We start from the raw sequence: 12759 nt of genomic DNA, 5'->3' as shown, positions 1-12759 counted from the left end.
TCACCCTTTCGCAGGAATGAACCGGCCATGCGTCCAAATCTCGCACAGCCGCGCCCGAGCACAGCGGTAAGCGTCGGCGGTCGCACGGCCGCATGCCGCGCTTCGCCCGCCGGATCGCACCACCCCCTGCGCCCCGCGCCCGCGCATCGGCGGACGGATGAGGGGCGGTCGCGAATGCGACCACCCCTCATCCTCGTCACGCCCTGTCGCGGCTCACGCCCTCGCGGCCCGACGGCTCGTCATCAGAACTGCAGACCCCAGGAGTTGATTCGCCCGGTGTCGCCCGCCCAGTTGTCGGTGACCCGCAGCTTCCAGGTGCCGTCGGCCGCCGAGGACGAGGCGTCCACGGAGTACGTGGCCTTCACGTCGTCGGCGCTGCCGCCCGCCCCGGACGCCTTCAGGTTGCGGACCGTGCCGTCGGGTGCGACCAGATCGATCCTCAGATCGCCGATGTAGGTGTGCGTGATGTCGACGGACACGCTCAGCGCGGCAGGCGCCTTGCCGGTGACACCGGTAACGGTGATCGGCGACTCGACCGTGGAGCGGTCGGCGATGGTGTAGGCGGTCGTGTTCTCGAACTTCTTGCCCGACGGCGGCGTGGTGCCCGCGCTGCCGACGTTCAGCAGGCGGTTGGGGGAGCCGGTGCCCGGGCTCGTCACCACGCCGGTGCTCGCCGCGGCGACCAGTCCGGCCGAGACCTGCGCCGGGCTCTCGTTCGGGTGATCGGCCAGGTAGAGCGCCGCGGCGCCGGCGACGTGCGGGGACGCCATCGAGGTGCCGGAGATCGTGTTGGTCGCGCCGTCACCGGTGTTCCACGTCGAGGTGATCGACGAGCCCGGTGCGAAGATGTCCAGCACGCTGCCGTAGTTGGAGAAGCTGGAACGGGCGTCCGTGCTGGTCGTGGAGCCGACGGTGATCGCCTCGGCGACCCGGGCCGGGGACTTCGTGGAGGCGTCGGTCGACTCGTTGCCCGCGGCCACCGCGTAGGTGACGCCGGACGCGATGGACTTGCGCACGGCGGCGTCCAGCACGGAGTCCGCCCCGCCGCCCAGGCTCATGTTGGCGACGGCAGGCTTGACCGCGTTCGCCGTCACCCAGTCGATACCGGCCACGACCTGTGCGGTCGTGCCGGAGCCGCTGTCGTCCAGCACCCGGACGGCGACGATCTTCGCCTTCTTCGCGACGCCGTACGACGAACCGGCGACGGTGCCCGCCACATGGGTGCCGTGCCCGTTCCCGTCCTGTGCGGTGTTGTCGTTGTCGATCGCGTCGTAGCCGTACGAGGCCCGGCCGCCGAAGTCGCTGTGGCTGATCCGTACACCGGTGTCGATGATGTACGCGGTGACGCCCTCGCCCGCCTTGTCCGGGTAGGCGTAACTCTGGTTCAGCGGCAGGGACTTCTGGTCGATCCGGTCCAGCCCCCACGAGGGCGGCGAGGGCTGGGTGCCGGTGGCGGTGAAGGTCCGGTTCTGCACGACGGACTCGACGGCCGGGTCGGCCGCGAACTTCTTCGCCTGCCTCTCGGAGAGTTCGACCGCGTACCCGTTGAGGGCGGCACGGTAGGTCTTCTTGATCGTGGCGCCGTACTCCTCGGCGAGCGCCTTGCCGCGCGCCGATCCGGCGTCGGCGGCCGCGCTGTCCAGAGTGACGATGTAGCTGCCGCTGATGGCGCCCGGGGCACCCGCGTACTCGATCCGCCCCTCCGCGGCGGCTTCGGCCGCGCCGGCGGGGAACGCCGCCGCGGTGGAGAGCACGAGAGCGGCGCCGGCCATGACGCCCGCGGCCGTGACTCTTCGCCGCGCGTGGGGGGTGTGACGCTTCACTGCCATGGGGGGAAGTCCTCCTCGATTGCGGTGCACTGGTGGGGGGTTCCGCGGAACACGGAGGTGGAACGAGACGAGCGACACCGACCGGAGCCGAACGGAGACGACCGGAGCCGACCGGAGCCGAACAGAGACGACCGGAGCTGACCGGATCGGAACGGGGCCGACCAGGTCGGAACGGGGCCGAACTGAGCCGATCGGAGCTGACTGCGGATCACGCCGAGCGAGACGGTTCACGCCACACACACGACTCTTCGAGTCATGCGCATGACAATCAACGGCTTCCGGCTCCCCGTCGTCCACAACCCGTTCGACAGCGAAAGATTGACCGATCCTTGGCCTTTGCACAAGGGTCCCTTGAGATGTGCCATACCTTCGACATCCGGTCGCCATGCGTCTGACATCCTGTCGGGCATGGCCACCTACGTCTGCCCGAAGGACGGCACCCGGGCCGAAACCACCGCTCTCACCTGGTGTTGTCCGCTCTGCCGCGGCCCCTGGGACCTCGACTTCGAGCCCTCCGCACCGCTCGCGCCCGACTCCCTTTCCGGGCGGGTCAATTCACTGTGGCGTTACACGGAAGCGCTTCCGCTCGGCCCTCCGACGGCCACGCTCGGCGAAGGGCGCACCCCGCTCGTCCCGCTCACCCCGACGGTGTCGGCCAAGCTCGACTTCCTGATGCCGACCCTCTCTTTCAAGGACCGCGGCGCGGTGATGCTCGCCGAGCTCGCCCGGCGTCTGGCCCCCGAACGCGCAATCGCGGACAGCAGCGGCAACGCGGGCACGGCGGTGGCCGCCTACTGCGCCCGCGCCTCGCTCCCCTGCACCGTGTACGTCCCCGAGGGCACCTCACCGAAGAAGACCGAGCAGATCCGCGCCCACGGCGCCCGGCTGGAAATCGTCCCGGGCGACCGCGAGGCGACCGCGCGGGCGGCCCGTGCCGCCGCCGACGTCCCCGGCACCTTCTACGCCTCCCACGTCTTCAACCCGTACTTCCTGCACGGCACGAAGACCTACGTGTACGAGCTGTGGGAAGACCTCGGCGGCAGGCTCCCGGACGCCATCGCGGTCCCGGTCGGCAACGGCACCCTCCTTCTCGGCGCGGCCCTGGCCACCGCCGAACTCCACGCCCAGGGGCTGATCGACAGACGTCCGAAGCTCGTCGCCGTACAGGCCGCGGCCGTATCGCCGCTGGCCGCCGCCTTCCACGCGGGCGCCGACGACCTGCCCGATGTCCCGGCCGATGTCCCGGCCGACACGGCGGCGCCGACCCTCGCCGAGGGCATCGCCATCACCCGCCCGCCGCGCGCCCGCGCCATCCTCGCGGCGGTGCGGGAATCCGGCGGCACCTTCCTCACCGTGACGGAGGAGCAGATCCGGGCCGCCCAACGGGACCTGGCCGCCCGCGGCTTCTACGTGGAGACGACGGGCGTCGCGTGCTGGGCTGCGGTCGGCGACCGGACGGACCGCGAGATCGTCGTACCGCTGTGCGGCGCCGGCCTCAAGACGGGTCTCGCCCCCTGACCGGGGCCGCCCGTTCACCCGCACGCCGCACGCCGTGCGCCGGTCCACCGGGGACGGCGGGGCACCCCCTACGTTCGTGGGGTGAGCCTCTCGCGGATCTGTCTCCTCGCGTCCCTGACGTCCCTGGTCGCAAGTTCCCTGCTCGCGCCGCCACCGGCCCCCTCGTACGCGGCGACGCCCCGCCCGCCCGCCGTCGGCGACTGCGGCCGGGACACCGACCCCGCCTGGGCGCCGGTCTCCACCCGCTACGGCGGGACCGACGGCTACGACCCCTACGTCGGCAACGGCTACCTGGCGCACCGGGTCCCCCCGGCGGGCGCCGGATACGCGGAACCGGGCGGGAAGAGCGGCTGGCCCCTGTTCACCCCGCGCTACGACGGCGCCTTCGTCTCCGGTCTGTTCGGGCGCGAGAAGGACCTCGCCGAGGGCCGCGAGGTGATCGCCGCACTGCCGAGCTGGACGACCCTCGACGTACGCGTCGGCGACGAGACCTACGGTCCCGGCACACCCGCCGGCCGGGTCTCCCGCTACCGCCAGACCCTGTTCCTGCGCTGCGGGCTGGTGCGCACGTCGCTGCGCTGGACCACGGCCGACGGACGAGCGACCGACCTCGTGTACGAGGTGCTCGCCGACCGGTCCGACGTGCACACCGGCGCCGTGCGGCTGCGCCTGACGCCGCACTGGAATGGCACGGCGACCGTGACCGCCCGGCTGGACCCGCGGGGCGCACGCCGGATCGCGCTGAACACGGACGGCACGTTCCGCGCCCGGGGCACCGGGACGGCGGGCGCGGTCGTGCAGACCCTGCGCGCCCCGGCCGCCGGTACCGCGCCCGCGCCGGGCACCGGTGGGCTCCGCCGCGACGTCCGGGTTCGCGACGGGCGGACGTACACCTTCGAGAAGTACGTCGGCGTCGACACCGCGCTCACCTCGTCCGCCCCGCGCACCACCGCCGCCGAGGCGTCGCGGCGTGCCGCCCGGCGCGGCTGGCCGGCCGTGCTCGCCGCGAACGCCACTGCCTGGCGACGGGCCTGGGCCGCCGACATCTCCGTACCCGACGGACCCGACCTCCAGAAGTGGCTGCGCTCCGCGCAGTACGGCCTGCTCGCGGCCACCCGGCCCGGCGCCCGGGACAGCATCGCCCCGGCCGGGCCCACCAGCGACGACTACGCCGGTCTGGTGTTCTGGGACGCCGAGACCTGGATGTACCCGGGGCTGCTCGTCACCCGTCCCGAGCTTGCCCGCTCGGTCGTCGAGTACCGCTACCGCACGCGTGACGCCGCACGCGCCAACGCCCGGAAGCTCGGGCTGAACGGCCTGTTCTACCCGTGGACGAGCGCGAGCCGGGGCGACCTGTGGTCCGAGTGCCAGAGCTGGGACCCCCCGCACTGCCTCACCCAGATCCACCTCCAGGGCGACATCTCGCTCGCCGCCTGGCAGTACTACCTGGCCACCGGGGACCGCGACTGGCTGGCCGGTCGCGGATGGCCCCTGCTCCGGGGCATCGCCGACTTCTGGGTCGCGCGGGCGACCGCGAACAACGACGGCAGCTACTCCCTGAAGGACGTCGCGGGTCCCGACGAGTACAGCAACGGCGTCGACGACGGGGTCTTCACCAACGCCGTCGCGGCCACCGCGCTGCGCGACGCCACCCGTGCGGCACGCCTGCTCGGATATCCCGCACCGGCCGACTGGACGCGGGTCGCCGACGGCCTGCGCATCCCCTACGACCCGGCGCGCAAACTCTTCCTCCAGTACGCGGGCTACAACGGATCGACGATCAAGCAGGCCGACACCGTGCTGCTGATCTACCCCCTGGAATGGCCGATGGAGCCGGGCGCCGCCGCGGCCACGCTCGACCACTACGCCACCCGCACCGACCCGGACGGCCCGGCGATGACGGACTCGGTCCACGCGATCGCCGCCGCCGCGATCGGTGCGGCCGGCTGCCCCACGTACACCTACCTCCAGCGGTCCGTGCGCCCGTTCATGCGCGGCCCGTTCGCCCTGTTCAGCGAGGCGAGGGGCACGAAGGCGGGCGCCCAGGACCCGTTGTCGGGCTCCCCCGCGCAGGACTTCCTCACCGGGAAGGGCGGCTTCCTCCAGGTCTTCACCCACGGCCTGACGGGCCTGCGGCTGCGGGAGGACGGGGTGCGCCTCGACCCGCTGCTGCCGCCCCAGCTCGGCAGGGGCGTCACGCTGACGGGCCTGCGCTACCGGGGCCGTACGTTCGACATCGCGATCGGCCCACTGACCACCACGGTCCGGCTGACCTCCGGCACCCCGTTCACCGTGCACACCCCCACCGGCCCCCGCCTCCTCACCGCCACCCTCACCCTCCCCACCCGCCGCCCCGACCTCGCCGCGACGACGAACGCCGCCCGCTGCCGCCCCGTCGCCGCGACCTCCGAGAGCCCCGGCCTGTACGCAGCGGCCGCCGTGGACGGCAGCCCGGCCACCTCCTGGTCCCCGGCCGGCGCGACGGGGACGCTCACCGTCGATCTGGGCCGGGTCGCCCCGGTGACCTCGATCCGGCCCGAGTGGACGGACGCGCGCACCGTCGCGCACCGCCTGGAGACCTCGCTGAACGGCACCGCCTGGCGGCCGTACCGGCCGGGAGCGACGGCGAGCCGGGTACGGCTGACGGTGACCTCGGAGGACGCGGAGAAGCCGGTGGGCGTACGGGAGTTGAGGGTCACGCAGCCGTGAGACGGCTGCCCGGGACTGCGGTCCGGAGGCCCGCGAGCCGACGCCACCCGGGCCCCGTACCGCCCGGACCTCGTACCGACCAGGCCCCGTACCGCACGGGCCTCATGCCGCACGGACCCCGTGCCGCCCGAAGCAGTTCGGAGCGGACCGGTTCAGAGCGGACCGGTTCGGAGCGGACCGGTTCAGACCGACGGTGAGAAGTATCGATCGCCCTTCTCGATCAGGTGCGAGGCGTAGGCGCGCCCCACGGCCGGCTTCCCCCGGTACATGCCCACGTATCCCCGTGTGCCGTCGACGACGACCGGTCGCGCGAAACAGGCGAACTGGTTGCGCTGTTTCTCCTCCGTCCAGGCCATCGCCGCCGGGTCGATCCGATCGCTGACCAGGACGGGGAAGGCGGCGATGCCGGTCTGCATCCCGACGGGCAGACCGCCCTTGTTCCTCCTGGCGTGGGTGAGCACCTGGGTGGTGAAGGACTCGACGACCGGCAGGCTGACCTCCGGTGCTGCGGCCGCCACGGTGAACAGGTGCAGGTTGGTGGCCGCCCACCGCAGCCGGAAATCGGACCGCCGCCCGACCAGGACCGGAACCCCGCCCCAGTCCTCCCGGCGCGCGGAGCGCAGCCGTCGGCCGCCGGCCTGGCCTCGACCCCTGCCAGGTAATTCCGTATCGCCTCTTCGCTCATGGCCGTGATTGTCCACGAGCCGCGCCGCCGGGAATCCGCCGCGTCCGAAGAACACATCGTCGGGAATCCGCCGCGTCCGAAGAACACATCGTCGGGAATCCGCCGCGTCCGAAGAACACATCGTCGGGAATCCGCCGCGTCCGAAGACCTCATCGCCGGGCATCACCGGGCCTCCCGTCCGAACACCGGGAGACGACTCTCCCGGATGCCGACGACACGACTCGCCCGGGTGCCGGGGACGCGTCTCACCCGGACGCCGGGGAACGAATCACCCGGGCTCGGCCCCCGAACCGAAAAAGATCCGCCGACGGTGTCGAAATCCCCCGCGCGGCTCCGTCCCCGAGGTGAGCGCGCCCACAATGGACCGCACCAGCACCGAGGAGAGATCCCCATGGCCAAGTATTTGCTGCTCAAGCACTACCGCGGCGCTCCGGCGGCGGTGAACGACGTGCCCATGGATCAGTGGACGCCGGAAGAGGTCTCGGCGCACATGCGGTACATGGAGGACTTCGCGGCCCGCCTGGAGCGGACCGGTGAGTTCGTCGACGGTCAGGCGCTCGCACCGGAGGGGACGTTCGTCCGGTACGACGGCGAGGGCCGTCCCCCGGTCACCGACGGCCCCTTCGCCGAGACCAAGGACCTCATCGCCGGCTGGATGGTGATCGATGTCGACAGCTACGAACGCGCCGTCGAACTGGCCGGGGAGCTGTCCGCCGCCCCCGGGGCAGGAGGGAAGCCGATCCACGAGTGGCTGGAGGTGCGCCCCTTCCTGACCGCGCCGCCCACCATCACGGAGTGACGTCACCGATGGACGAGGTCCTGCTCCGCAGCCTTACCCCGAAGGTGATCGCGATCCTCGTCCGCCGCGGAGCCGACTTCGCGGCGGCCGAGGACGCCGTGCAGGACGCACTGGTCGAGGCCCTCCGCGTCTGGCCGGCCGACCCTCCGCGCGACCCGAAGGGCTGGCTGGTCACCGCGGCCTGGCGCCGGTTCCTCGACGCGACCCGGTCAAACGCCGCCCGCCGTCGCCGCGAGGATCTCGTCCACGAGGAACCGCCGCCCGGACCGGCCCCCTCGGTGGACGACACGCTCCGGCTCCACTTCCTGTGCGCCCACCCGTCGCTGACGCCGTCGTCCGCCGTCGCTCTCACCCTGCGCGCCGTCGGCGGACTCACCACCCGCCAGATCGCCCGCGCCTACCTGGTGCCCGAGGCGACCATGGCGCAGCGCATCAGCCGCGCCAAGCGCACTGTCTCCCGCGTACGGTTCGACCGGCCCGGCGATGTCACCACCGTGCTGCGCGTCCTCTACCTGGTCTTCAACGAGGGCTACTCCGGCGACGTCGACCTCGCCACCGAGGCCATCCGGCTCACCCGGCAACTCGCGGCGGCGATCGACCACCCCGAGGTGGCGGGGCTGCTCGCCCTCATGCTGCTCCACCACGCCCGACGCGCCGCCCGTACGACATCCGACGGCAGCCTGGTGCCGCTCGCCGAACAGGACCGCAGCCGATGGGACACCGAGGTAATCGCCGAGGGCGTCGAAATCCTCCAAGCAGCCCTCGTCCGCGACCGGCTGGGCGAGTTCCAGGCCCAGGCCGCCGTCGCCGCGCTCCACGCCGATGCGCCGACCGCCGAGGAGACCGACTGGACGCAGATCGTCGAGTGGTACGACGAACTGGTACGCCTTACCGACAGCCCGGTCGTCCGGCTCAACCGCGCAGTTGCCGTCGGGGAGGCCGACGGCCCGCGCGCCGGTCTCGCGGCGCTCACGACGGTGGACGACTCGGTGCCCCGCCACACCGCGGTGGCGGCCTACCTCCACGAGCGCGACGGCAACTCGACGACGGCCGCCCGGCTGTACGCCGAGGCGGCGCGGAAGGCGACCAACCTCGCCGAACGCGACCACCTGACCCGCCGGGCCGCCCGGCTCAACACCCGCCGGGACGACTGACGGACACCCGCCGGAACGGCTGACGGAGGCAGCTGACAAACGCCCGTCGGGACGGCTGACGGGGCGTGCGGCCGGCTCGTCGGGCGGATGCCTCCTGCCCGCGCTGCCCTCAGCGGCGGGGGGCGGGTCCGGAGGCCGACGACCTCGCCGTGCGTTCCGGGCGCTCGCTCAAGCGGCCACGATCTCGTGGCGCGACTCGCGCAGCCGGTGAACACCGCGCTCCGGACAAACCCCGGATTCCGCGACGGCCTCCCCCGCCACGCAATCCCTACCGGCACGCCCGCTGTCAGTGACGGATGCTTCCATGACGCCATGAGTACCGTGCACGAGACCGCCGCCCGCCTCCCCGGCCCCGTCGAGCTTCGCGCCCATCTGCGCGCGTTGGCCCTTCTGGACGCCGCGATCGGCGACGATCCGCGGTTCTGCTGCTACACCTTCGACACGGCCCGGGGCCCCGGCAAAGAGGCCGCCTCGATGAAGAACGGCGCGGGAGACGAATTCTCCGTCCTCTTCACTCCGGCCGGCGTACTCATAATCGGCTTCGACCACGAGTCGGAGATGAGCCCGTACGGGACGGACGACGAGCAGGTCTGGCCCGGCGTCATCGACGAAGTGCCCGCCGCGCTGAGCCCGCTCCTGAACGAACCCGCCTTCTTCGACGAGGGTCTCGACGCCCCTCGCATCACCGTCTGTCTGTGGTGGGAGACCGGCGACACGGTCTGGCGCACCGGCTCGGCCATCGTCTTCCCGCCGGGAAACGAGGACCCGGACGGCTCCGGTTTCCTCTTCCACCTCCTCGCCGACCGCTCCCCCGAGACCGTCCAGGCCCACTTCGAGAGCTACTACGAACGGCCCGTCCCCCTCGACGCCGTCCGTCACGTCCTCGCCGGGGTCCCCCTCACTCCCACGATCGCCGCGGCCCTCAACCCGGCCGCTGTCGCGGACGCCGCCCTGCTCCGCAGGATCACGGCGCATCCCCAGGTCGCCTCCTACCTGGCCTGCGACGGCGAGTTCGACCTCGCCCGCACCGACCCGATCGAGCCGATCGCCCTGCCCAACGGCCTGCCGGTGGAGCCCGTCGCCGGCTGCAACGCGGGCGGCACCCACTACCTCTGCGGCCCGGCCGTCCCCGACGGTCCCCGCCCCGTCCTCTACACCGACTCCGAGGGCCGGGCATCCTTGATCGCCGAGTCCCTGGCCGAGGCCCTGACCCTCGTCATCGTCCTCCCGTCCTGGCACGACGCCCTGGCCGGATTCCGCCCTCCCGCCCTCAACTCCGACTACCTCGACGACCACCCGGACCACCCCACCGTCCGCGATCGGCTCCTTGCCGCCCTTCGGCTCCCCCCGGCCACCGAGCAGGAGGTCCTGGCCCGCCTCCTCGCCACCGCCGCCCGCACCGTCCCCGACGGTTTCCTCCCGAACGTCTCCGACGACGACGAGGACTCCTCCTTCCGACCGATGCTCGAACCACTTGCCGACTAAAGGCTGCCCCGTAGGCGCTGCTTCACCGGCTCGACGCCGAAGGGGCGGACTCATGAGAGCCCGCCCCTTTCTGACCAGCGTGTTCGCCAGGTCCGCGACGTGGTGTCACGTCATCCGCTCAGACGTTGCAGCGGAATTCCGCGGCATCCGGCTCGGCAGGCACCGTCGGGTTGCACCCCGCGATGGCCGCGCCGACCAGATCCGCCCGCCGGTCGGTCATCCGCTCAGCCGGACTTCTTCACGACGCTCGACTTGAGCTGCATGCGGCCGAATCCGGGCACGGTCGCGTCGATGTCGTGGTCGCCGACGCCGTCGGAGATCAGTCGGATGCCACGCACCTTGGTGCCGACCTTGACCACACCGCCGCCGGCGCCCTTGACCTTGAGGTCCTTGACAACGGTGACCGTGTCGCCGTCGGCGAGCTCGTTGCCGACCGCATCGCGGATCGCCGCAGGCGCTGTGTCCTCGTTCGCGACCGTCCCGGCCGACCACTCGTGGCCGCACATCGGGCACGCCAGCAGCGCGCCGCTCTCATATGTGTACGCCTCGCCGCACTCCGGGCACGGCGGCAGTTGCTCAGACATTGAAGCGGAACTCGACCACGTCGCCGTCCTGCATGACGTAGTCCTTGCCCTCCATGCGGGCCTTGCCCTTGGCGCGGGCCTCGGCGACCGAGCCGGTCTCGACCAGGTCCTCGAAGGAGACGATCTCCGCCTTGATGAAGCCCTTCTGGAAGTCGGTGTGGATCACACCGGCGGCCTCGGGGGCGGTGGCGCCCTTCTTGATCGTCCAGGCGCGGGCTTCTTTCGGGCCGGCCGTGAGGTAGGTCTGGAGACCCAGGGTGTCGAAGCCGACGCGGCCGAGGGTGGCGAGTCCGGGCTCCTCCTGGCCCATGGACTGGAGGAGCTCCAGGGCCTCGTCGTCGTCGAGCTCGATGAGCTCGGACTCGATCTTGGCGTTGAGGAAGATCGCCTCGGCGGGGGCGACCAGGGCGCGCTGCTCGTTCTTGAAGTCCTCGTCGACGAGCTCGTCCTCGTCGACGTTGAAGACGTAGAGGAAGGGCTTGGTGGTGAGGAGGTGCAGCTCGTGGAGGAGCTTGCCCTTCTCGGTGCCCGCCGTGATGCCCGCGGCGAACAGGGTCTGGCCGGACTCCAGGATCTTCTGGGCCTCCTCGACCGCGGCGAGGACCGCGACCTTGTCCTTCTGGAGGCGGGACTCCTTCGTGAGACGCGGGACGGCCTTCTCGACGGACTGGAGGTCGGCGAGGATCAGCTCGGTGTTGATCGTCTCGATGTCGTCCTTGGGCGAGACCTTGCCGTCGACGTGGACGACGTTCTCGTCCTTGAAGGCGCGGATGACCTGGCAGATCGCGTCCGACTCACGGATGTTCGCGAGGAACTTGTTGCCCAGGCCCTCCCCCTCCGAGGCGCCACGGACGATGCCGGCGATGTCGACGAAGTCGACGGTGGCGGGCAGCAACCGCTGGGACCCGAAGATCTCGGCAAGCTTGTTCAGGCGCGCGTCGGGAACGCCCACGACGCCCACGTTCGGCTCGATCGTGGCGAACGGGTAGTTGGCCGCCAGCACGTCGTTCTTGGTCAGGGCGTTGAACAGGGTCGACTTGCCGACATTCGGCAGACCGACGATTCCGATCGTGAGCGACACGTTGGCGACTTCCTGAGGCGATGGGAGGGCGGGTGGCCTCGGCCCCGGGCGGGCCGATTCTCCAGTTTACGGGCGGTGGCAAGCGACCGGCCCCGCAGCCGGAGGAACGGGCGCTCCGGCCGATGCGGGGTCGGCGGAACGGGGCCGGCCCGGGGCCCCGGGCCGGGCCGGCCGGTGGTGCGGTCCGGTTCCGCTTCGGCCCTGTGGGATCGAACTCACCCCCAAGGTCGCCCAAAGGGCGTGTCCCGCACCCGCTTCCTCCCGCTCGGCGACCTACGTTGTCACGGTGGAGCAGCACAGAACACGTCCCCCGCAGCGCAGACAGCCCCAGCAGGCCCCGCTGTCCCCGCAAGGCACCATCGACGAGGCCGCCGCCGTCTACCGAGTGATGGACGCGAAGCCGGAGGGCCGACCCCGGCCGGTGCCGCCGGCCGTTCTCGCGCTCCGCAGACTGCCCAACCCTCGGCTGACCGGCATCGGAGCGGGACTCTTCGCCGCCGCCGTCATGTTCGCACTGGCCTGCCTGGACGCACTGTTGCTCGACGGTTCGGCGACCGTGTTCGGAGTGCTGTTCCTGCCGGTCAGCGCGTTGACCGCGCTGTGGGTGCGGCCGGCCGACCTGGTGACCGCCCCGATCATCGTGCCGATCGCGTTCGCCGTCGGGATCATCCCCATCTCCGGCGGCGACGGGGGCTTCGCGGGCCAGACCATGGCGCTCGTCACCGCGCTCGCCGTGCACGCGGGGTGGCTGTACGGCGGCACGCTCATCGCGGGCCTCATCGCGACCGTGCGCAAGGTGCGGCTGATGCGGCAGCGCAGGCGCCGGGGCACGCCCGGTTCGCCGGCGGTACGGAACCGGGACGAGCAGGGTCCGCGCCGCCCCCGGCGCTGATGGCCGGGCCCGGGATCTCGGGC

General features: G+C 71.9%; 10 protein-coding genes. 6 read left to right on the top strand and 4 right to left on the bottom strand.

The window, feature by feature from the left end; genetic code table 11:
- Positions 1-242: 242 nt before the first annotated feature.
- Positions 243-1829: a S8 family peptidase gene (locus ACFC79_RS01460; RefSeq protein WP_376233636.1), complete on the bottom strand. Its 1587-nt coding sequence runs from the start codon at positions 1827-1829 to the stop codon at positions 243-245.
- A gap of 408 nt (positions 1830-2237) precedes the next feature.
- Between ACFC79_RS01460 and ACFC79_RS01455 the strand changes: the two genes are divergently transcribed.
- Both ACFC79_RS01455 and ACFC79_RS01450 read left to right on the top strand, forming a co-directional pair.
- Positions 2238-3347 (top strand): pyridoxal-phosphate dependent enzyme, encoded by a 1110-nt coding sequence (locus tag ACFC79_RS01455; RefSeq protein WP_376233633.1) that lies wholly within the window; start codon positions 2238-2240, stop codon positions 3345-3347.
- A gap of 81 nt (positions 3348-3428) precedes the next feature.
- Entirely contained in the window at positions 3429-6056 is a 2628-nt protein-coding gene (locus ACFC79_RS01450) for a discoidin domain-containing protein (RefSeq protein ID WP_376233630.1), read from the top strand.
- Positions 6057-6238: 182 nt separating this feature from the next.
- On the opposite strand, the gene ACFC79_RS01445 is transcribed toward ACFC79_RS01450, so the two are convergent.
- Complete coding sequence (locus tag ACFC79_RS01445; protein ID WP_376233628.1) at positions 6239-6796, bottom strand: levansucrase; 558 nt, start codon at positions 6794-6796, stop codon at positions 6239-6241.
- A gap of 336 nt (positions 6797-7132) precedes the next feature.
- Here ACFC79_RS01445 and ACFC79_RS01440 point away from each other — a divergent pair, with 336 nt between their 5' ends.
- The 3 genes from ACFC79_RS01440 (at position 7133) to ACFC79_RS01430 (ending at position 10179) form a co-directional block, all read left to right on the top strand.
- Positions 7133-7540 (top strand): YciI family protein, encoded by a 408-nt coding sequence (locus tag ACFC79_RS01440; RefSeq protein ID WP_376233626.1) that lies wholly within the window; start codon positions 7133-7135, stop codon positions 7538-7540.
- A gap of 8 nt (positions 7541-7548) precedes the next feature.
- Positions 7549-8694, top strand: coding sequence for an RNA polymerase sigma factor (locus ACFC79_RS01435; protein ID WP_376234872.1), 1146 nt, complete (start codon positions 7549-7551; stop codon positions 8692-8694).
- 312 nt (positions 8695-9006) lie between these two features.
- Positions 9007-10179: a hypothetical protein gene (locus ACFC79_RS01430; RefSeq protein WP_376233623.1), complete on the top strand. Its 1173-nt coding sequence runs from the start codon at positions 9007-9009 to the stop codon at positions 10177-10179.
- Positions 10180-10403: 224 nt separating this feature from the next.
- Here the strand turns inward: ACFC79_RS01430 and ACFC79_RS01425 are convergent, their stop codons facing one another.
- Together ACFC79_RS01425 and ychF are read right to left on the bottom strand one after the other, a co-directional pair.
- Complete coding sequence (locus ACFC79_RS01425; protein WP_376233621.1) at positions 10404-10763, bottom strand: zinc ribbon domain-containing protein YjdM; 360 nt, start codon at positions 10761-10763, stop codon at positions 10404-10406.
- On the bottom strand, positions 10756-11844 hold the full coding sequence (gene ychF, locus ACFC79_RS01420; RefSeq protein ID WP_376233618.1) for a redox-regulated ATPase YchF: 1089 nt from the start codon (positions 11842-11844) through the stop codon (positions 10756-10758). Before ychF ends, ACFC79_RS01425 begins: the two co-directional genes overlap by 8 nt.
- A gap of 286 nt (positions 11845-12130) precedes the next feature.
- Here ychF and ACFC79_RS01415 point away from each other — a divergent pair, with 286 nt between their 5' ends.
- Positions 12131-12736, top strand: coding sequence for a DUF6542 domain-containing protein (locus ACFC79_RS01415; protein WP_376233616.1), 606 nt, complete (start codon positions 12131-12133; stop codon positions 12734-12736).
- Positions 12737-12759: the final 23 nt, after the last annotated feature.

Source organism: Streptomyces sp. NPDC056061, from assembly GCF_042266885.1.
Taxonomy (GTDB): Bacteria; Actinomycetota; Actinomycetes; order Streptomycetales; family Streptomycetaceae; genus Streptomyces.
The sequence above is the reverse complement of the archived record's forward strand: the minus strand, read 5'-3'. Positions and strand labels throughout refer to the sequence as shown.